Raw genomic sequence first — 21,281 nt, 5'->3', positions numbered from 1 at the left:
AGTATCAATTTTCCTTTTTAGGGCGTTTACGGCTGCTGTGACTATCTGTCCCTGTTGCAATTCTTGAGATCGTGCTGGTGCTGATTCCGTATCTCAACGCAAGTGCTTTCAGTGTTGCGCCACTTTGACGCAAATCCTTGATTTCTTGTTGCTGTAGCTTTGTGATCCTGGCAGGCCGCCCCATTTTTACACCTAAACGGGCAGCGCGTATTCGACCTTCCGCAGTGCGGGTTTTAATCAGGTCACGTTCCACATCAGCCAGACCGCCTAAAACCGCCAGCATCAGCCGACCGGTGCTTGTTGTCGTATCTGCCCACGGCTCTGCGATAGAAAAAAACTGCGCACCTCGTTGTGTGATCTCTTTGATGATTGCAAAAAGATCAAAGGTACTGCGTGCTAACCGATCAATTCGCGTCACAACGACAGTCTCTCCATCAGAGAGGTTACGAAGTAGGCGTTGAAGCTGGATGCGTTCTGAATCCGCGCCACTTGCCTTTTCGCGGAAAATTTTGGCGCATCCATAGTTATGAAGAGATTGGAGCTGTACGTCGAGCGTCTGGCCGACTGTGCTCACGCGAGCATACCCAATTTTGCGAGACAATGTGCTGCCATCCTGAATTCATAAAGACGGATGCTTATCTCGGGATCTTTTTGTGCGCAATTCCTGATTTGCGCAAATGTCATAACCGACCTTTTGCACCAGTGAACATACAGTTGATATTTATATAGGTAAAACAAAGAAGGCAACATGAAAATAAATAATGTCAGAAAAATCTTGTCTTGCAGGTTGTGCGCAAATCAGGATTTAGGTAAATGACAGCAGCATTGGTTAAAATCTCCCTTGGTGTGGCAACTGTATATAGTAGTGGGGACTTATCTGCTCTGGCTGGCGTAAGTGGCCTGTCGTCTATTGTTGTTACGAAAAATGCTGATACTCCTGCTGGAGATCCCGTTGTTGTGGATCTTTCTACTCCAATAGCAGGTGTCAACGCTCTTAATGCCATTACAGTGGAGAATGGCGCCACGGCTAAGGTAGGCGGTGGTCTGTTAAATGCGACCGCAATTAGTGCTCTGAAAACTGACGGTGGTATTCTTGACCTTCAAGGAACTTTAGTTGGTGTGTCGGCCTTGAAGCAAGTTTACGTTGGACCGTCTGGTGGTCAAATCACGATGGAGCCGACGGGACTTGATGTTGGTTTGCTTTCTGTCCCAGTCATTTTCTTAGATAAAGCCGGACTGCCAACAACGACAATCCCTAAAGACTTTGTCATGGACTTTCCTCAGGTTAGTAAGCCATTGTTTGGAGATAAGTCCATAACAGCAAGTTACAGCGCGGTTACAAATACAACGACGATTGGTCCGGGCGTTAGCGTTGGTGGGATAGTCAATGTCGGTCGTGTTATGGTGCTTAATGGAGACCCATTTGATCTTAAAAACACCGGAACAGATCATGGTTTTGGGTATTTTACGAAGAAATTCACACAAGATGATGGAAAAGGTGGTATTATTACCTGTTTCCTAACGGGTAGTATGATTCGTACTACCACGGGTGAAGTCGCTGTTGAAGATGTTCGCATCGGTGACGAGGTTATTGCTTTTGATTGGCGGAATAATGCAGACATTGTGCGACCGGTTGTGTGGGTCGGCAAGGCGCGTGCTACTGTTCGTCCAGAACTACATGACGATGAAGCAGGTTGGCCTGTTCGTATCCTCAAAGACGCGATTGCCGATGGTGTGCCTTATAAGGACATGCTGATTACCGCTGAGCATTGCCTGTTCTTCAAAGACTGTTTTGTACCAGTACGGATGCTGGTCAATGGCATGTCCATTTTCTACGACAAATCCATCACCTCTTACGATTACTACCATATCGAAACCGAGCAGCATTCCATCATTACTGCCGATGGCATGCTGACAGAAAGCTATCTGGATACAGGCAATCGTTCTTCTTTCCGTCAGGAAGGCAAGGTTGCTACGCTGCGTGGTGCAGTCAAAAGCTGGGCAGACGATGCAGGTGCTCCACTGGGTGTTGCGCGTTCCTTTGTAGAACCTCTGTTCCGGGCTTTGGAATGGCGTGAAAACAGTGTGGTTGGTATCCAAATTCCGTCAGAAACGATGGAACTCACGGATGATCCAGATCTGCATCTGGTCACGGATACAGGAGCTACTGTGCGACCGATGCGTAAGACGGCGCACCAGTATAGCTTCATGCTGCCGCCTGATACGCAGTCTGTGCGGATTGTTTCACGCGCCAGCCGTCCATCTGATGTGATTGGTCCGTTTGTGGATGATCGACGCCATATGGGGGTCGCTGTTGCTGATGTTCGCCTGCTATGCGCCAAGAGACAGTTTGATATCACCTCTCACCTTCAGGCCGAAAAACCGGAAGGTTGGTATGAGACCGATTGGACAGATTGTGCATGGACGAATGGCAATGCCGAACTGTCTTTAGGGGATCATCTGTCACACGGGAAAATGGGAATCCTCTCCCTGACAATCCGTGCTGCTGGCCCTTATCTGTTGTCAGATCAAGCCGTGTCTGATGTGCAGAAGCGTTCAGCTTAACGATCTTTTGTGAAATGAGACGTGAGAGGGCTTTCTCTTCATTGAGAAAGTCCTCTTTCTTTCTCCGCTCACCCCTTTTTCGTCGCATCATCATTCCTGATCCTGAAGCATCATTTAGGGTTTGCAGGATAGAATGTGATGACAAAATTACCAGAACCAACAACAGCAGAATGGCGTGCTCACGTTGTTGAGCAGTTTGATGCGATCCATGAATCCCTGCGTGCTCTGCATCAACGCCAGACACTCATACTCGAACTGCTGACCCCAGAAGAACGCGAGGGACCATCGCTGGATGATCTGCTGGCGCGCATTGTCACACTCATAGCTGACCAAAGACCCGTTCTTCGTCGCATTGACCATACCACTGGCGCATCGCTGGATCTTCTTGAAGGACGTACACCACGTTCTCACCCGGATACAACGGCAGAAGAAGGTGCAGAGGAATGATGACCTTCCGGAAAATCTCTGCGGCCTGCAGAGGACAGATCATCTCTAATTATTACCTACAGGATATTCCTGATCCGGAGAGTGACTGCCGTCTGGATCCGACAAAGACGCCTGATAGCGACGGCGCACGTTTGACAAATTATTATACCGGTCGTGATGGTCGTGCGTCCTGGCGTCCAGATATGCCGTGGCGGGCTGCTGAGGCGTTAGGCATCGACCGGTTCAAACCTCCCACCCGAGAGCAGCTTTCCCGTCTCTATGAAGCCAAACGGGCTGACAACGGCGAGGAATGGTCAGCGCACCAGCGCAAAATCAGCGCCTATGATCTGACACTGGCCCCTCATAAATCCGTCACACTGGCGGCAGAGTTTGCCGAAACTGACGCAGAGCGCGCCGCTATCTGGCATGCAATGCAGGTCGCTAACGATGAGACTATGCGGTATGTGGCCCGTGAACTGGGACTGGCCAGACGCGGCCGGGGCGGGAAGGACGGTGCTGAAGAAGGTCATGTTGCATGGGTAACATACCGCCACACGACAGCGCGGCCAACGGTCGAGGCGTTAGATCCTGAGAGCAATCAGACTTACCTGATTGACACGCCGGCTGGTGGAGATCCTCATGCCCATTTTCACAACACGATGTTTAACATGGTTGTCACAGATGATGGTCATGTCGGGTCTTTGGATACAAAACAGCTTCGATCGCGTGTTCACGAGTTTGGCGCTTACTTTCAGGCCATCCTTGCTCAGGAATTGCGTAAAATTGGCATTGCCCAGACGTATGACGCCAATGAACAGGCAACCGTCATCTCTGCCGTGCCACAGGAGATTTCAGATTTTTTCAGCAAAGGTCGCCGCAATGTCCTGAAAGCTGCTCAGTCCTACGCCTCGGAACAAGGTCTGGAGTGGGAGGGATTGTCAATCGAACGAAAGCAGAAAATGCTTTCAATGGCAGGATTGGCCGCCCGATTGGGTAAGGATCTGGACGCTGACGACCACGATATTTGGAAGCGTCAGGCTAAGGAGTTGGGTTGGGTAGATCAAAGCCTTATGGGGCCGGAGATTGATACCGGCCTGGATCGCCATCAGCGGCTTGATCAAGCGTGGCGTTTCGTTGCCAGGCATCTTGGTCAGGAGTTTGAAACAGCCGCTGTCATCGACCACCAGAAACTGCGGACTTATGCTGCACGAGGGCTGATTGCTACGGGTATTGAGGGCGGAATATCTGACATAGATGCCGTGGTTGAGTTGACAGAAAAACGGGGCATTGAGGTGCGCGGTCAGAAGGTACAACTCATTATTGAGATGAAAGGAGAGCGTGAGAGGGTCACACATACTGAGCAAATCAGACTGGAAGAAGATCTCGCCATTCATATTGCTCGTGCTGCATCCGATCGGAGCGGGGCTCTCGGAAAAGAAGCCATTGAGGATGCGATTGCCCGCTCAGGTCTGGACTTTACCTCGGAGCATGGGCAGGCGCAGCGTAAAGCCGTTCATACCTTGGGGCAGAGCGGCAGGATAGCGATGCTTACGGGGGTTGCTGGTGCCGGCAAGACCACACTTCTCAAGCCTCTTGTGGACGCATGGCGCAATGATACCGAGGCCAACCCATCAGGACGGCGCATCATTGGTGTGGCCAATGCGTGGCGCCAGGCCGATGCCATGAAAGATGCTGGTATTGAGGAAACCTATGCGCTTTCTCCATTTTTGGCCCGTATTGATCGGGGCGACCTCACGTTGGATGAGCATACCGTCATAGCTCTTGACGAAGTCGGCCAAGTCGCGCCGCGTCAGATGCTACGACTGCTTGAGCTGCAGCGTGATACGGGACTGACCCTGCGTATGATGGGTGACAGAGAGCAGGCTCAGGCTATCGAGGCTGGTGATGCCCTTGAAATAATCAAGAGAGTGCTGGAGCCGAATGATCAGGCTGAGCTTCTGTCAACAGTACGCCAAAAAACGAAGCGTAATCGTGATATCGCCGCTCTTTTTCGTGGAGAAGAACCAAGCGATGATCAGCTTAAGGCACTTGAGACGAAGGGCAAAGCAGTTGCAGCAGAGACAGACGCGGATCGTGATGATGACGTGAGGAACCGTTTTCATACCGAGGAGGTGCGACAGGCTATCGAGATGAAGCGCCAGGACGGTAGCATCAGTCTGGTGACAGGAGACCATCAGAATGTTCTGGAGGCCATCGCACAACATTATGTGTCCCGCAAAGATGCCCTGAAGGCTGAAGGCCCGAAGCCGGACGGATCATTCAAGACGATCACCATGTCAGCGCTGACGAACAAGGATGCTGCGGATCTCAGTCTGGCAGTACGTCAGGTGTTACAGAAACGCGGAGATATTGGCGCTGACCAGAAGATTATCAAAGCCATTGATCAGCGTGGTGAAGAGTATGACATGGCCCTTGCTGTTGGAGACAAGGTGCGCCTGTATCGTCGGGTCTGGGGTCTTGTTGGAGATAAGCGCACCTGGGTAGGGAATAACGGAGATATCTGTGAGGTTCTCAGTGCATCTGACAAAGGGCTGAAATTGAGGCTTGCGGATGGGCAGGAAGCACAAGTGGAATGGCGCAGGCTATCAGATCCTCGCTCAAATCGTGTTCTGTTGGGATTTGGTCATGCCATGACAATTGATGCCGCCCAAGGTCTGACCTCTGATGAACATATTAATGCCATGCCGCGCGGTGCCGATCTGGCGACGGGGTTTACAACTTATGTGGCGGAAAGTCGTGCACGAGGGACAACCTGGACGATGATTTCAGATGGGGCGACTTTTGAGGCGGTTCGCAACGGCCGCGCTCTGGGAGATCAAGAACCAATCACGAGTGACCAGTTGTGGGATTATGTTGCTAAAAAGATGGCGCATAAGCCGTACAAGGCTCTGGGTATGGATTTGCCTTATCGGAAGAAAAAGGATCGGGATCAAAGAGTCCGTGAACTCATTGAGATCGGCCGTAAAGTAGAGAAGGCCCGTCTTGAGGGCCGGGATATTGGACGTGAGAACCAGATGGCTCTAAGGGGCCGTCAGATTAACGCAACTCATGCCGACTTGATTCGTCGGCTTGATAATGAATTGAAAAAAATACTCGAACAAGCTCCTGAAGTGATGAGCCGACAGGAAAAAGATATACGTCAACGATACGCAAAGATCGTGACAAAGAGGCCTTCTGGCCAGTCATCTCCCTCTGTGTCCTGAAACTTGCAACAGGCTCGTCGGATGCCGTAATGCCGATATTCAAGACTTAGCATAAAGGAAGCCCTCATGCTCTTTCTGGTATTGGTCGGTTTTATGGTGTTCGTGGGCCTGGTCGTCGGCCTTGTGGGCAGAATTGCTCGCATTGAGGATCCGGCATCATCAGTAGCGCCATCACCTGTGCAATCTGCCGTTAGGGCTATGGCGTTCCCAAGACGAGATATGACTCCCGAGGAGTTGGATCATCAAGCTGATCTTGCAAATATTGCGGCAGATGCCAGAGCGCGTGAGTCCATTATAAACGCGATTCAGGTGGCCGGTTCGTCAAGTCATAAGACTTAGGGGCTCTTGTTTGAGTTCATAAAACTCTCAACCAATTTTGGTTCATGAAAGGTTTGAGTATGTTTAAAAAAAATATTCCCGTTGCCTTGGCTCTAGCATCCTTGTTTTGTGCGACAGTGCCTAATGCTATGGCTGACCAGCAATCAACGGAAGCACCAAAAGTTCCAACAAAAAACGAACCGGTCTCAACTCCCATGTCAGATCTCCTGAAAGACGGTCATGTGGAGGCTGCTATGATGGATGCATCTGGAGGCTTTTATATCATTGAGACGTCTAAAGGCCGTTATCGATGCGAAGTAGAAAACATGTCCGGTAAACCTGCAACGTCTCAATGCTATTCGATCAGCTGATCGGGTCGGCAGCCTGAGTAAGAGAAACCTCAGGTAAAGGCGGAATGGGTGCGTTATGGGATGCGTCCCATGACCACCATCCGTCAACTCCAAAAACACGCGCGTAATATTTTTCTTTTTCTGCTTTGCGTGCGAGATATTTTTCGTCCGTCAGCCCAAATACTTCCATTGGGTAGCCTTCTTTTTTGCCCATATCAGTCAAGATAAAGTCAGGCCGGACAAGCTCTCGTGCTGCATCAAAGCGGAGCGGCTTTATAAAGGTCCGATCCTTTTGAACTAATAACTCCACAATTTTTGCTTCATAGCGGCTTTCGACTGGAATAAGTTGCTCAGTCGTTGTCATGAGAGCAGCATCTTCGATTTGAGCGGTACTAAAATTACTATACTTTCCTTTTTTTATTGGGTCTATGGTGACAAGGAATAACCCAAAAACTGAAAGCCCTTCCTCATTCCGAGAAAACTCTACCAGTTCTCTTGAATACGATTTTTCCAATCGCTCCCATTTGGCCTGTGAAATCGACATGAACATTCGGTATCCATCTCGTATTCCAGACAGTTCGATGTTGTATCCTTTTCCATAAGGATCGACCTGAGCGCTACTTAAACGCCCAATCACATACAGTCTTAATTTCTCTGAATGGTTTTTGATTGTTCGTTGGGTAAAATACTGAATACCCTGATCACCGGAGACGACTGGACAGAGCACCTGATCCAGCGTGATGCCACGCTGGACCTTGATGTTGCGAGATGTTGCGTAAGCCCGCCTGAGCGCTTTTGGATCAGTACGGTGTCCAGCAAACTGTGGCCGCCAGTAGTGCAGACCGGCACGCTCCCATATGAGGTGCAGCAAACCAAGAGTGGTCATGCGTCTCTGTGTTTTTCCGCCTGACCGTGTCCCAGCAGGCGAAAGAGCGGAAGTTTCCGAACTTGTAGGGCTGTTTCGTTTCAAAGAGGTAATTAGTTTGACACTAACTTCGTCGTGCTCTGTGTCATCCTTGATGACGCCATCCACATAGGCAGCCTGTCCACTTTGTTCGGGGTTAGGTTTGTAAAATGGGCAGGTTGGTCTGTGGTATGGTGTTGTATTTGGCATGCAGGCAAAATAGTAACTCTCTTTTAGCTCCCTGATCTGGAGTTCCAGATAACGTCCCTGGTGGACACAGAGGCAATGTGCTTTTTTCCCTGGTCCTGCTTTGCCATTGTCAGCATGCTTTGCCTTGAGGCGTCGCTGAAATCGCTCCGGATCGGATAGTTTCCATTCCAATGACAGTTTTTCTCCTCCAGGGAGAACGACAATATCATTCATGCAACGAGCCTTTTCGAAAGCTTATGTATCTGACGTGCCAGTTCCTTGTGATCCATTGGTGAGGAAATATCATCCTCGTAGCGCTTTTGCGCGTCGATCACACGATCGCGTACCCCAAGCAGCAGAAGTGCCTGCTTACGGCCAATGCCAGGTCTGGGATCAATTGCGCGTTCAATCGCATCCAGTGTTCCAAGAAGAACGCCATCAAGGGGCGGGCGGGGAGAAGGTATTTTCTCATACCCAGGCTTCGGGTTCATGGCCGCATCACGGAGCATGAGCGTAAACGGTGTCTTTTCCTCTTCCGACCGCCGGGATGGGAAGTTTATCAGGGTATTGTCATTCCCCGGTATTGCCTCCACGGACAACCCGACTGTCGCTTGGGCAATGAGCGGAAATTTAGCTTCAATTGACGCAGGTGTGCTGCCAGCAGATTTAACTTCTGCAACAAGACGCTCAAAGGCCGGTTCTCTCACGGGAGCATGGAGTTCAGAACGATAGCTGCCGTTCTCTATGGTTTCCAAAACAGCACGCGTTTCATCGTCAGGTGCGCTCCCGTCTAAAACCAAAGGGGCCGACAACATGACAGGCTGTGCCGTGCGGATTTCTCCACTCCGGCCATTTACCGCGGCAAAGAATGTTTTTGAATGGACGACACGGCCGCCGAACATCGTGATGGCCTCACCTTCAATCAGCGACTGCAGATCGGCCCAAGGGATGCGGGCGACCTCCCTGATTTCCGCACCTCGTCCTTCTCGATAACTGCCTGCTGAATTCCCCTCAAAGTGTGTAGCCTGAGTGACTTCTACCCGGTCGGACTGTTTTTCAATCCATTCACGTGTCCGCATAGCATCCTGCAGACGCATAGCGTGGGTCAGGTTGGCGTTGCCGAGCAATGTAAACGCCTTGTCACCTATACGGCTTGTCAGGCCAGGCAGATCCTGAAAGCCCAACCAGAACATGCAGTTTAGCCCACGCCCCATAGCAAGCATCCGGTCCATGCCGTCTGTGGCGTAGGCGCTGAGTTCGTCAAAGAAGAATTGATAGGGTGCGTCCCCTGATCCTGCCTTGAGCTTGAAGATCTCTGATGCAGGCCCGTTAAGACGTGCGCCTAAGAGTTGCGCCATAACGGCTCGCACTGAAGCCACTATAATCTTACCAAGGCCGGCCAGTGTGTCAGACGAGTTTTCCAGTGATGGTAGAATAACGACCAGAACGCGGCGGTTCAGCACCACATCACGCATGTCGATATCACCGTTTTCGCATTTGAAAATATGGCCAAGTGAAACGGCGAACTGGGTGAAGATTTTAGAGAAATACATGGTTGCGAAACCATGTTGCTCAGAAGGACGGCTTTCTTTTTGCTGGTTCCACTCAAGTCCGATATCGTAGCCGGGTAGCTCACCCAAATAAGCCTGAAATGGGTAAAGAACATCGTCAGGAATGTCAGGGACGGGAATCTTGATAGGCTGTGGCTGACCGGGGTTGCGGACAAGGAAGATCTTATGGCGTGCGAGCGTTGCAAGCCAGCGGAGTTCTGTTGCGAAACGAATGGTCTCGATATTGATTGAGATACCATGCCGGTCCCGCATCCAGACCAATGCAGGCGTTAAAGTCCCGATGAGATTGACTGCACGATCACGAAAGACGCCGTTGGCGTCATTGGCGACAGGTTCGCCCAACTGACTGACCAGCATTTCGCGGATGGCGTCAGCATTTCCCGTCGCGAATGGATTAAACGTATTTGATTCCCTGATTGAGCTGGCCGTCAGCAGATTGAGCGTGAGAAGCTGATCATCCAGTCCATAGCGCCTGAGAAGGGCGGCAACATCGCCGTAAACCGTGTTGTCACCTTTGCCGTCGATGAGCAGAAATCCCGATCCGTGCGAGAGGGGATTAGCCATGAGAGAGAGCGCAGATGTCGTTTTGCCTGCCCCCGTTGTTCCGGGCATTGCGGCATGCTGTCGGCCAGCATCTGAGGAAAACCAAAGCTGCTGACCTGTATGCGCATCGGTGCCGAGATAGATGATACCGCCTGCTTTTTTTGGTTTGCGGGTACTGGGATCAAGATCATGTTCATCAGGCAGCCCTGAATAGCGGGGCAAATGGAAGGGGAGTACGGGCCGACGTGTGATAACCCAGCATGTCAGACAGATCACGACAGGGAGTGTCAGTCCTATGAGGGCAGGGACAAACCAACTCAATCCGGCCACGATCAGGATAACAAAACCTGATGAAGAGGTCCGCATTTCTGCCGTAAAACGCTCGAACAGGGGGCGCGTATCGCGGTAAGTCGCTCCCCGTTTGATTTGTTGGTGGCCGAGTGGACCACCAATCTGACGTTTAGCCATCTCAGGGCTCCAAACCGAATGGTGAAGCGTTTCCTTTGCCGCTGCTTTCGGATCCTGCCGTCTGGGGCATCCCTACGACCGGAGCGCCTTTGATTGCGGGAGCGACACCTGCCGTTGGGGCTCCGCTCTGATTTTGCGCTCCACCTTGGCCTCCAGCTTCCTGTGGAGGCATACCCATGCGATCTGAAGAGATAGCCCGCTGGGTATCTCGGACGGTTTCATTGACACTTCTTGGCCGTTCACTGCCGTCTGGCCCATACCCGCCTGAAGGAGAGGCGATTCCAATCGGGCCACCAGAAAGAGGCGGAAGCAGGGGTTGCTGGGGCATGGTGCTGCCAGAATCCTGCATCATGGGAGTTGGGATCTGGGGCGCTCTGGAATTCATGATGATAATGGCTGCGAGAACTCCAATTGCTACGCCTGGCACGTATGTTCTCACACGATTTTTCCATCCCAAAGGTGCTCCTGCGACTTTTGAGGGAGTCTCTGGGAGAGGGGCAGGCGGAGAAATGGAAAGGAGCTGTTGATCCCTCAGATGGGGCTGTCTTTCCGCAGTCGTAGAGCCGGCATTGCCCACAGTAATAACGATAGGGGTCTGGCCTTCGGTTTCAATTGTGATGGTCGTCATGATGGGTGTCCTTCAAACTTTGTCGGAGTTTTTTTGGAGAGTTGCGACAGCAACTGAAACAGCAGGGGTGTATATTGGACGCCGTGCCTTGCGTTCGGCTTCCCAGTGAGCACGGGCACCAGCAGCTTCAATGCGTGGGTTGGGGTGAACGTCTTCTTCAGGCCGCTCATGTGGAAAACCCAGTGAGTGCAGGGCATACCAAAGAGGGCGATCAATCAGTTTGACGATGGCAAAAGCCGGAGGAGCAAGAACTCCGGCCTTCCGCCGAGCTTCAGTCAGCAACGTCATGAGGGCCGTTGTCGTCCAACCATTGCGGGCGCATAGGGCGTCTATTTTTGCACCAACACCGGGAATGTTCAGCTTTTCATCAGCTATGGCCACGATTTCATCGGGAACAGTGAGGGCTTCTTTCGGGCCTTCTGGCCCGTCCAGACCACTTTTTCTGAGACTTTCAGAAAGCCGCCCAAGAAGTTCCATGGCCTCAGATCGTTCCTGATTGTAGTGCGCAAAGAAGGCGGCAAACAGCACACGTTCGACGGGAGTGGCAGCCTCCAGTCCTGTCCAGTGCCTGCCCAACTGCGCTGTAAACGCCGAGACGGCCCCTGCCTCGCTGAATTTACCGTTCCGGTCTGACGCAAACCGTTGCCGCCACTCATGGGCATGTAATGCAGGATCGGCTGGACGAGGCATGCCGGCAGCCGGGGCGACGAGTTTGGTCAATCGACGGTCCGCAAAGCCGCGTAAGGTTGGAAACATGCGGGCCTGCACTTCGATCAGACCTTCCAGATCAAGAGCTTTTGCAAACCGACCGGGAGCGGCCCTGAGGATACAGGTTACACCCAGAACCGCGATAAAGATGGCAGCCGGCCAACGTAGGGCACCACCAAGTATCATCAGCCCATACCAGAGCTGGATGGCTCTGACGTGACCCGGAGACCATGATGCTGCGACAAGCTGTTTACGGAGCTCAACGATGGGCAGCGAGTGCAAGTGGAGAAAATCAATCTGCCACACGAGAAGCCGGATATAGAAAAGCGAAATCTCAGCGTGCCAATTGGACCACACCACATAAGACAGTCCGGCGCCACCTACGATAATAGCGATTAAAGAAAACAGGGCGTAGTCATCGCTGGATGACCATGGGGTGCTGCTGGAACTCATGATGCATGGCCTTTGCGCGCGCGCACCATCATGTCTGTAGCGATATGGTAAAATCGCCGCAGATAGGCTTCACCATAACGGGGCGTATGTGAGTGGTAATACGCAACAGCCTGCCAGAGATCACCATGCGTTTCGGCGAGAGCCTGACCGAGGATCCAGCTTCCTGCTTCGATGTTCGCGCAGACATTATCGCGTAAGGCGTTATACGTGTGCTGAGGTGTGCTGTGCCAATGTTCTGCTACTTTGCGCACCCATGTTGAGTTGACCTGCATTGGCCCGAGATCGACAGTCCCATTTGTGTTTGTACTGATTTTCCCAGGTCGTCCGTCTTCGACATAGAGCAGGACAAGAAGAACCCCTGAAGGGACATGGGCGTTTGAGGCAGCCGCGGAAAGACACGCCTGAACCCGCTGACCTTGCACAAAAGCATCATCCTGGGCTGTCTGAGCGTAACAGGGGTGTGCGAGGACTAAACCCAGAGCAGTGAACCCAATATGAGCGAGATGTTTCATCATCAGCTTGCTTCCTGTAGTACAACAGGGACTGTCTGCAGCCGCGACCGCGCATTGCCCCAGAGTTCGACAAGATCATTGAGGCAGAGTGTCTCACCCTGCAGGGCAAGAGCCTCAAAAAGGTCGATGATGCAAAGCATTACAACCGACCAGGAACCTGCTCTGATACTGTTCAAAGTATAGCCGAGTGTTGCCTCAGGATTTTCCCGTACATCAAGCCCAAAACCAGTGCCGGTCAGGTCAAACCACAGAGCCTCGGCCGCCACAACGATGACCGGCAGATAGCCATCTGCACGGGCAATTTCCTCATGACTGATAGCTGCTTCCTGTCCCGTCGAGCGATCCACCACGATGACAGGTTGCTCAAGTTCGGACAGAAGAGACATGACTGACTGCGCTACATCATCAACCCTTACAGCAGAGAATGAGATGCTCATGAGTATCTCCTGCGGTTCCATGTCGGGCGGGCTGTGCGCCTTCTTCCAATGAGCCACCGGCGGCCAGTGCGCAGGGCAGCAGGAAGAGTCAGACCGAGGAACGAAATCGTACCAAAAAATACCGTTCCCACCACGCCAATGATCAGCGTCGTCCAGCTCCAATGCAAAACTGCCAGCAAGATAGGCAGACAGCTCCGGGCATCCAGGATTAGAAATCGTACTGGTAATCCGGTTCCACGCCACATCAGTCATCTCTCCTTTGTGCCATGAGTGCGACCTCTTCGGTGATCAGATCCTGCTCAAGCCGGGCCTCAATGGCGCGTGCGAAACTTTGCCCATCTGTTTTCAGCACATCGTTGATGAACTCAGGCCAGCATTGAGGATCTGTGCGCATAAGTTTAAAGCGAAGGTCGCGATCAAAAGTCAGGAATTCACGGATCGCGACACGTCCTCCTCCTTTACGTGGAAGAAGACGTTGATTCAGACAGAAACGCATTGACTGAGCGAGGGCAGAGACAAGGTTGTCGCGCTCTTCGCGGGCACAGAGCGATACGGCCCTCTGCATCATCAGTCCCACATTGTCCGCGTGGATTGTTGTGCCAAGAATACCGCCGGTGATGGCGCAGTTGATTGCGGCGTCCATGGTTTCGCTATCGCGGCACTCGCCGACAATCAGTTCGGTCATTTCGCGTCGGGTTGTGCCGCGCACAAATTTGGCAAATGTCATGTGCGGGGGATGGATAGGCGTCTGGGTAATCTTTGATCCTGTTGGTGATCGGATATAGTCCATCAGGAACTCAATAGGATGTTCGCCCGTAGCAATGTTACAATTTGCATCAGGTCGCATGACTTTTTCTTCTGCCAAAGCAAAGGCGAGTGACGATTTACCTGACCCGGTGACACCCCCGATCAATTTCATGCCGGATACGATGTCATTACTGGCCAGAACTTCAGGTTCGACCAATTGAGATTCCAGACTGGGCGGACGGGAAGGAATTGGACGCATGACGATATTCACGCCCTGTCCTCGCATGACCTCACAAGGGGTGAAGTTCACACGGAACCGCAGAGTTTCACGACGGTTCAGTGATACTGAATATGCGCTGTCGAGATCGTGGGAGATGGCCAGCATCGACATCCCGTCCTGCGCATACATATGGCTGACAATGTCCGATATTGCGAAATCGTCCGTAGAGTGGCGTGTCGCAAAAAGAACCTTCCCATGAACCATGATCGTGACAGGATGACCTGTCTTGAAATCAATGCGAGAGGCTCCAAGGCCATAAGCCCATTTGAGCAGATCATCGAGACCGGGCGCATGTTTGCGACGTTCGACGACCCAGCTATAGGCTGGACGTCCTTCATTGGGCCACGTTTCTCGTTCAGCTTTAGGTGGCATGATGAAATTCATCGGCAACGCTCCGGGTAGAGAGGTGCGCTGTAGCCATAGCCCCGATTACGGCGCAGGCCCCGCAGACCCGGCTGACTGGTGATCCGTACAACCCGATCACCTACGTGTAGAGTGTCGCCTCCACCGACAGAAGCTTTCTGTTCAAACACGACATGAGGTTCTTCCACGCGCCCATTGGCCAGCAGAACCCGATAACGCGCCATTCCCACGATATCGCGCTGAAGTCGTGAAAGGTCGGATAGAAAGATTTCCGAGGCCTGTTTTTCTCCGGAAGCCCAGCCTTCTGCGACCCAGTCGTTCCAGTAACCAACCTCCTTTTTGTTCATTGGTAGAGCCGCAGTGGCAGGATGCCGAGGTTTCTGCCACGATCTGACGAGATAGGTTCGCCAGTTGGGGGGAGCTGATGTCAGTTGTGCTTCTCTCGTGATTTCAAATACGCATTGGGTTTCATGCGCGACCTGCCCTGTGCCGTTCAGGGCGAATGCCATTTGGGCTTCGGTGACAATTGGGGGTTGCATAAGGGTCTGCCCGCCACCAATGGGCAATACCAGAGACCGGAAATCGTAAGTGCTATCAAGCGTGTCTTCATAGCGGCGGAGCATTTCGTTGATCGCAAAGCTTCGTGCGGCAAGTCCTCCTTGCGCACCATAGATATGTGCCGCCTCTTGAAGAGCTTCTTTACGACCCGGCTTCAATCCATCGGACTCAAGATCATTAGGGCGAGTATTTTGCAGGGCCTCTAATGAGAGTGGACGATCGCCACCAACAATCTTGTCGAGTTCCTGGGCTCCCGTAATGGGTTTATTGATTGGATTGGCCAAGGCGGGCTCTGCTTGCTCAATATCATCCGCTGCTGGTTGCGGGGGTTGAGGCATTGGAACCAGCGTGCCGCTCCTTGCTGGTGGCGGCGTGCTCGATTTGAATGGGATTACGCGCCCGTCAACTTTGACGGTATCTGCGGCCAAAGCTGGTTGCCCGAAAGCGACCATCATGGTGCAGGCCATAAGAGAGAAGTAGGGTGTTTTAATCATGATACACCACCGCGATCTGATGATGGAGAGGATCGACTTGCACCGTGGCTGCATTTCCGGCCTGGTCTCCGAATGACCGGAGAATATCGAGTACAGGGGCAACACTGTTTGTTTGCACCGTGATATCGTGGCTCTTGCCAAATACGGTCACTGTGTAACCGATTTCCTTACCCAACTTGCGGATGCCGGCGTTTAATGGCCCATTCCAGACGAACCAAATTCGACGGTTAATATCATCGGGAGTACTAGATTGGTCTGTGACCGGAACTACAGGTGCGGCACGGACCGTGCCAAGTTCACGCAGATCCGACGTGGTTGAGGCTATGGAACGTTGTAAGGCCACTTCCGGACTGGCCATACCAATCGTTTCGATAGGGCCGGGTTTTATGTGTCCAGAACAGGCTGTTAGCCCGATACTGAGGGTAGCATACACAAAGGAGGTCTTTTTCATGGTCATCTCCGTTTATGAAAAACAGAATGACCGTTCATGATGCGACCAGTTTAAAAAAATTGAGGCTTTAGAAAATTTATTCTGACCGGAATGAGAAAAATTGTTTCAAAAAAAAACAAAAAGCCTACCCCGCAGGATAGGCTTGTCAAAAAATCAGGAATATCCTACAAAGGAAGTCCTGTAGGTTGTTTTCCTTAGAAAATCTAGAGGGTCGAAGCAACCCCCGCCTTTTCAGGCGGGGTTTGTTTATGCGAGGCTATTTTTGAAAGTGCGTCGAGGCTATTCCGCTGCAATAGGGGTATCGCTATCCTCATCCATTGAACGAACTCTATCGTGAACGCCAACGGCTATCCCACGGCCGTCAAGAATTTCCTGCGCGAGATCATCAATCACGCCTATTTCGGCCTCCTCAGCAGATAACCCTGTCTCGTTAATGCGCGAATGGCGTCGCCGCGTGATTTCGCCCATTGCGGATCCGCCGGGAAACACCGCAGCAAGATACCGCAATGCCATCTGTGATCCTATGGCTTTAAACAGTCGTGACCTTAGCGCTGTATCGCCTGGGGTGGAGCTGAAGCTCCATAGCTCAATAGGACCAAGAACATTAATTAGTTGTACCTCATACATCCCTTCAGCAGCATTCAGCTGTAAAAAGAACGGTGCGCCATTCCGCCCTGGACCAGGCAGCGCATGTTTGACAACCCAAGCACTGGCTGTGGATAATTCCCAGCGAGAAATAAGCTGTTCCGCGTCTTTCCCGTCCCCTTTTTTGAGAACCCAGCGCCCCGTACTTTGTCCCATAAGATCATCGGAGAAATCACGGGGGCGCTGAGAAATAAAACCAAGCTGAACACCGTGTTTCCGACCTTCACGGGCATCACGTACTGCCTGTGCGTCCACTTGCGGAGCAGATTCAGCACGATGCCATTCGTCGTAATCAAGCCGTTTAACGGCCTCTTTCATCTCAGTGAAACGAGCAAGATGATAGTCTCTCATTTTCGCAGGCATCACCGGTTCATCGGCATATTCTGGATGAAGGAAAAAGTTTCGTGCGATGAGGTGTCTGGCAAGCATATACATCAAAGCGGTTTGACGATCGGCGGCGGCTGAACCTTTAGGGGCAACTTCCGCGAGATCAATCATGATCACACGAGCGTCACCCATATCTAGCTGTGTAGGGGCTGCTAAGGTGGGGAAGTTCTTAATAACGTTCATGATATAGCGGTCAAAAACGTCAATAAGACTTTCGCCGGTTTCAATCTTGATCTTTTCATACCGCTTTGAGATTTCAGGCGTGCGTGCAGCACGCAGAAGATCCTGAAGGACAGGTACAGCATGACGCTGAGCGATGCCGGCAGTCCGGTAGTCGCCGACATCAATCAGGGCGTTAACGACATCACGCCACCAGGTCGGATCATCTATTCCCCCGTGATGAGGGAGTGTCAGGTTATGATGGTGGATTGCAGCATCAACCAGCGGTTCCGTCCCAGATCGGTAGAGCTTGGGTTCTCCTCCTGAGACGTCAGTGCAGAGCCTGTAAGCTTCATCAATGACGTCCTGGACAAGATGATCCATCCCTTCAAACGGCGGTTTGCCGAGCGGGGTCGCAAGGAGTGAAATAAAGTTTTCGAGGAACACTCGCTCAAGGGGGAGCGGGTATTCTAGCCCCAACTGCAGATCAAAGACGTTGATTTCATATCCTTGGGTTTTCTGCATCTTAAGATAAGCGGCTTCGTGTTCACGTTCTGGACCAAGAGCCGCTTGCAATAGAGAGACAAAACCCTGTCCACCTGGACCGATATCTACCTTCCCTATGAACGGTAATTTTGCACCGTTGCCTGAAAGTGCGGCTGAACTCAGAACAAGGCCAAGATTAATCGTGTTGCTTATTACGGTCTTCCCCCCACCAGGGGGAGCAACAATGATGTCAACCACCGCTTCTCGCAGGCCGCCACCAGTTGGATCGAATGGCCAGATTGACCCATCGGGCCTGCGGAAAAGAATACTTCCCTGTTGCCATGGGGATGCGCTCCGCGCCCAAGGCATCATGGTAAAAGCATCGCCTAAAGGGGCGAGTGAAGGATTAGCCGTACTGCCCAGAGAAAGTGTTGGCACCGAACCCATAGCCGCTTCCAACGGATCGCCGCTAACTCGTGTTGTCTTACAGTTGCCCCATCCTTCAATAGCCTGTGATAACGCTGAGGCTTGCCGGCGTAGTTTGGCATCCTCACCAATGGGAGCCCATGTTGCGGCCGACATACGCATGCGGACCGAATTGTGATTCTGCTTTTCCCGCATTGCCCTTAACGCTGCAAATGAGCGTCGGATATCTTCATTCCCCGGTAGCATAGCCAGGAATCCTGCGCCGACCTCCTTTAGGGCGAAGGCGGCTCCCCCACCGCTTTCCAAAATCATCGCACTGCGCCAAGGGATACGCTTCCGACCGAGGGTGGCAGATAATTCCGAAAATGGGCGCGGATCTTCGGGGCCAAGTTCCATGTCCACAGGAGCGTAACAATAGTCGCCAATATTGACCAGTTGACCACCAATTGTATCAGCATCTGAATGAAAAACCTGATCAGGGATTGATGGCCAAAGTTCACCTTCAGGCAAAGGACCTGTTGCATCAGGATCATCAGGTAAGCGCGGCATAAGTGGGTCACCAATCAGGGAGGGCTTCCACTTTGAGGCAGCAGTTTCACGATAGACAATTTCGCGCGTGATGCGTAGAGCGTCGTGTGGGGTGATTAGTGTGCAGGATATATCCAGACCATTCAAAGCGCCCTCAATACGATGGACAGCAGCAGTGTGCCGTGCCAGCATGATTTCGCTGCGTAGTGCAAAGCGTTGGGTATCTCCGATATTTGGAAAAGCATTTGCTGTTGCAGCCTGTTCTTCTGAAACTTGCTTACGTTCCTCCCTGCTCAATAATCCTTTGCGTGTCCAAAGCACATAATATGCTACTTCTGAGCGCATGACATTCGGCCAACGCTTGCTGCGTTCTCCAAGTAGATCGTTGAGATCAAGCCCCTGCCTGGTGGCAATAGCACGACAGGATCGGAGGCAAAGCTGATCAATTTCCTGCAGAGCGGTGTCGGGGTCTGATAAGTACCACCCGACAAGAGCATGTCCTTTTTCTTCAAGCACTCCCTGCAGTTCAATCCGCTGTTGTTCTGCCAACTCGGCAATTTCCTGTCGGGTACACATCCGGCGCAAACCGTTAATGCGCAACACGGAAATATATTCACCCCGCTTGGTCACCAGATGATCATCGTGCGTTGTTTCAACGTCACAGAATGCCTGTAGGGGTTGCCGAAGAGACAGGCTGAGGCCTGCAAGGAGAGTGGAAAGGTAGCCTGCCATTATCTGAACCTGTCAGGAGTTGTGGGGAAGAAGGCGCAGGCGCGCTTCAAGTATATCGGGGTAGATGTCATCAGGCCCGTCATAGAGACGGCCCAAAGGTAAAAGTTTCAGGTTATCGAGCAAGAAAACCAAACCATCTTTCACATCCTGTCTGGAAATATCAGCAATCTGCATAGCAATACTGACGTGAGACGGAGCTGATGATTGTAATCGTCGGAATGCTTCGTCTGATCTGGCAAACAAGGTGCGGAGTGTCTGAGCCGCGGCCACGCCGACCGCCGGTAGCATTCCGGGTTCTCTGCCCTCTGCCAGAACTGTGACACTCTGTTCCCATGCACTGGGTTTCCGACCGCTAGCACGGTAGAGGGCAAGATGGGCATGTGCTGCGAGGGCGGAAACCTGTCTCTGATCGAGTTCTGGACACCAGATCAAAAGAGCTTCCCGGTCAATTGTCGGACGGTTCAGTGATTGCAGCAGATTACAGACATGGCATATGCGTGTGTCTGTTCCTCGCCAGGAAAAACTCACCCCACTGTCAGGAAGGCCACAGCACGCACATGTCGAGGTGCCGGCTTCCGCCTTAAGAGGCGGTATTTCTCTGTAAGGCTGCACGCTGAGGCGGAAAACCGGCTGTGTCATTTTTAAGCCTCAGTTGCCACCCGTGAACTGGTATGCCTGAGCACTGGTGCCCACTGTAGCCTGACCACCAGAAGCCGTATTGGCAGCTTTATTGATCCACTTCGGGCCGGTCGCAAACAGACCGCAGAGTACCAGTCCGGCAATTCCCATGCCAATTTTCCCTGGACTACGGGTCTGCTGATTGCGACTTTCCCACAGAGCCCACACACCAGCAATGAAGCAGACAAAAGCCAGCACATACATTACTGCAGCAGCTACTGTGCCGCCGGTCGTTAGGCCTTCCTGAGACATGCTCTGAATCTGCTTGCCGAGACCATCACCTGTCGGTTGGACGGCCTGTGCCATCGCGTGGGTTGCTGCAAGCATCAATGTCGTGCCGCTGATAGCGGCCAGACGGGTGGACCGTACGATGATGGACTGAGGAGCCTTTTCATTTTTAACGGTAAGAGTGTTCATAAGAGTAACTCCAAGTGTCATGACATAAGGGTTTTTGCCCCAATGGCGATTAAATCTGTTCATGATGCGACGAGAAATAGAGTTTCTGATCCGTCAGTGTGGCCAGTAGCTCAGTAACCAATTCGCTTCTTTGACCGGGTTAAGCAGAACGACACCAAGGGCGAACTGACACAGCAAGCCAAGCTTGGTACGATTGTTCTTGCCGGTCATCGCTCCTTGCCAGGAAATCAGGGCAAAGAACGCGACCCATGCCCCAAATGTCTGGAAAAAGAGTGAAAAGTCCTTAACAATCTGCAAGATGGCATCATGAGGACCTGCCCCGGAAATAGGAGACGTGTTGCCCGTATAGCCCGTGGGCGATGATGAGTTCAGGCTGACCTGCATGTCCAGTTTGGCTGACTTTGCAGCCTTTGTCAGAATGCGGTCAAAAGCGGCAAAGGCCCCGGATAAAACCAGGGCAACATAGGGGACCCATGGTTTACCGACAAACGGGTTTTGTGGCTGGCTCTGCTGCCACAAACCCCAGACAGCATAGATAAAGCTCATACACGCGGCGATATAGCACGCCGTAGGCAAGAGCCATGAACCCGCGATGGCAATATCGTTTAGGAAATTGACGAGACCTTCCACGTCT

20 protein-coding genes are annotated in these 21,281 nt (G+C 52.1%); 4 read left to right on the top strand and 16 right to left on the bottom strand.

The window, feature by feature from the left end; all coding sequences use genetic code 11:
* Positions 1-4: 4 nt before the first annotated feature.
* A complete protein-coding gene (locus EOV40_RS13050; protein WP_116100443.1) occupies positions 5-601 on the bottom strand; it encodes a recombinase family protein in 597 nt (198 codons plus the stop codon).
* Positions 602-813: 212 nt separating this feature from the next.
* On the opposite strand from EOV40_RS13050, the gene EOV40_RS13045 reads away from it, so the two are divergent.
* The 4 genes from EOV40_RS13045 (at position 814) to EOV40_RS13030 (ending at position 6,554) form a co-directional block, all read left to right on the top strand.
* Entirely contained in the window at positions 814-2,565 is a 1,752-nt protein-coding gene (locus tag EOV40_RS13045; RefSeq protein ID WP_244297054.1) for a Hint domain-containing protein, read from the top strand.
* Positions 2,566-2,703: 138 nt separating this feature from the next.
* On the top strand, positions 2,704-3,012 hold the full coding sequence (locus EOV40_RS13040) for a hypothetical protein (RefSeq protein ID WP_128106292.1): 309 nt from the start codon (positions 2,704-2,706) through the stop codon (positions 3,010-3,012).
* A complete protein-coding gene (mobF, locus tag EOV40_RS13035) occupies positions 3,009-6,215 on the top strand; it encodes a MobF family relaxase (RefSeq protein ID WP_128106291.1) in 3,207 nt (1,068 codons plus the stop codon). The genes EOV40_RS13040 and mobF overlap by 4 nt, the downstream gene beginning before the upstream one ends.
* 66 nt (positions 6,216-6,281) lie before the next feature.
* Positions 6,282-6,554, top strand: coding sequence for a hypothetical protein (locus tag EOV40_RS13030; RefSeq protein WP_128106290.1), 273 nt, complete (start codon positions 6,282-6,284; stop codon positions 6,552-6,554).
* Between the two features lie 16 nt (positions 6,555-6,570).
* Here the strand turns inward: EOV40_RS13030 and EOV40_RS13025 are convergent, their stop codons facing one another.
* The 15 genes from EOV40_RS13025 to EOV40_RS12955 all read right to left on the bottom strand — a co-directional run bounded on the left by EOV40_RS13025 (position 6,571) and on the right by EOV40_RS12955 (position 21,277).
* Entirely contained in the window at positions 6,571-6,750 is a 180-nt protein-coding gene (locus EOV40_RS13025) for a hypothetical protein (protein WP_128106289.1), read from the bottom strand.
* Positions 6,751-6,896: 146 nt separating this feature from the next.
* Entirely contained in the window at positions 6,897-8,210 is a 1,314-nt protein-coding gene (locus tag EOV40_RS13020; RefSeq protein WP_128106288.1) for a DUF1173 family protein, read from the bottom strand.
* Positions 8,207-10,558: a type IV secretory system conjugative DNA transfer family protein gene (locus EOV40_RS13015; protein WP_128106287.1), complete on the bottom strand. Its 2,352-nt coding sequence runs from the start codon at positions 10,556-10,558 to the stop codon at positions 8,207-8,209. The genes EOV40_RS13020 and EOV40_RS13015 overlap by 4 nt, the downstream gene beginning before the upstream one ends.
* Before the next feature lies 1 nt (position 10,559).
* Positions 10,560-10,886, bottom strand: a complete 327-nt coding sequence (locus tag EOV40_RS15360) for a hypothetical protein (protein WP_244297053.1) — start codon at positions 10,884-10,886, stop codon at positions 10,560-10,562.
* Between the two features lie 312 nt (positions 10,887-11,198).
* Positions 11,199-12,347 carry a secretion/conjugation apparatus DotM-related subunit gene (locus tag EOV40_RS13005; RefSeq protein ID WP_086896882.1) on the bottom strand — a complete coding sequence of 383 codons (1,149 nt, stop codon included), beginning with the start codon at positions 12,345-12,347 and terminating at the stop codon, positions 11,199-11,201.
* Positions 12,344-12,859 carry a lytic transglycosylase domain-containing protein gene (locus tag EOV40_RS13000; RefSeq protein ID WP_086651133.1) on the bottom strand — a complete coding sequence of 172 codons (516 nt, stop codon included), beginning with the start codon at positions 12,857-12,859 and terminating at the stop codon, positions 12,344-12,346. The genes EOV40_RS13005 and EOV40_RS13000 overlap by 4 nt, the downstream gene beginning before the upstream one ends.
* 2 nt (positions 12,860-12,861) lie before the next feature.
* Entirely contained in the window at positions 12,862-13,296 is a 435-nt protein-coding gene (locus tag EOV40_RS12995; protein ID WP_086651117.1) for a hypothetical protein, read from the bottom strand.
* Positions 13,293-13,541: an IcmT/TraK family protein gene (gene icmT / locus EOV40_RS12990; protein WP_086896880.1), complete on the bottom strand. Its 249-nt coding sequence runs from the start codon at positions 13,539-13,541 to the stop codon at positions 13,293-13,295. The genes EOV40_RS12995 and icmT overlap by 4 nt, the downstream gene beginning before the upstream one ends.
* Entirely contained in the window at positions 13,541-14,707 is a 1,167-nt protein-coding gene (locus tag EOV40_RS12985; protein WP_128106285.1) for a type IV pilus twitching motility protein PilT, read from the bottom strand. The genes icmT and EOV40_RS12985 overlap by 1 nt, the downstream gene beginning before the upstream one ends.
* Positions 14,704-15,738, bottom strand: a complete 1,035-nt coding sequence (locus EOV40_RS12980; protein WP_128106284.1) for a type IV secretory system conjugative DNA transfer family protein — start codon at positions 15,736-15,738, stop codon at positions 14,704-14,706. The genes EOV40_RS12985 and EOV40_RS12980 overlap by 4 nt, the downstream gene beginning before the upstream one ends.
* Positions 15,731-16,189: a DotD/TraH family lipoprotein gene (locus EOV40_RS12975; RefSeq protein ID WP_128106283.1), complete on the bottom strand. Its 459-nt coding sequence runs from the start codon at positions 16,187-16,189 to the stop codon at positions 15,731-15,733. The genes EOV40_RS12980 and EOV40_RS12975 overlap by 8 nt, the downstream gene beginning before the upstream one ends.
* A 279-nt stretch (positions 16,190-16,468) precedes the next feature.
* The gene (locus tag EOV40_RS12970; protein WP_128106282.1) at positions 16,469-19,552 is read right to left on the bottom strand and encodes an ATP-binding protein; all 3,084 of its coding nucleotides are present in this window, start codon (positions 19,550-19,552) and stop codon (positions 16,469-16,471) included.
* A gap of 12 nt (positions 19,553-19,564) precedes the next feature.
* On the bottom strand, positions 19,565-20,191 hold the full coding sequence (locus tag EOV40_RS12965) for a hypothetical protein (RefSeq protein WP_128106281.1): 627 nt from the start codon (positions 20,189-20,191) through the stop codon (positions 19,565-19,567).
* Positions 20,192-20,200: 9 nt separating this feature from the next.
* Positions 20,201-20,647 carry a hypothetical protein gene (locus EOV40_RS12960; protein ID WP_244297052.1) on the bottom strand — a complete coding sequence of 149 codons (447 nt, stop codon included), beginning with the start codon at positions 20,645-20,647 and terminating at the stop codon, positions 20,201-20,203.
* Positions 20,648-20,740: 93 nt separating this feature from the next.
* On the bottom strand, positions 20,741-21,277 hold the full coding sequence (locus EOV40_RS12955) for a hypothetical protein (protein ID WP_086651122.1): 537 nt from the start codon (positions 21,275-21,277) through the stop codon (positions 20,741-20,743).
* Between the last annotated feature and the right edge of the window lie 4 nt (positions 21,278-21,281).

Source organism: Acetobacter oryzoeni (assembly GCF_004014775.2).
GTDB lineage: Bacteria > Pseudomonadota > Alphaproteobacteria > Acetobacterales > Acetobacteraceae > Acetobacter > Acetobacter oryzoeni.
The sequence above is the reverse complement of the archived record's forward strand: the minus strand, read 5'-3'. Positions and strand labels throughout refer to the sequence as shown.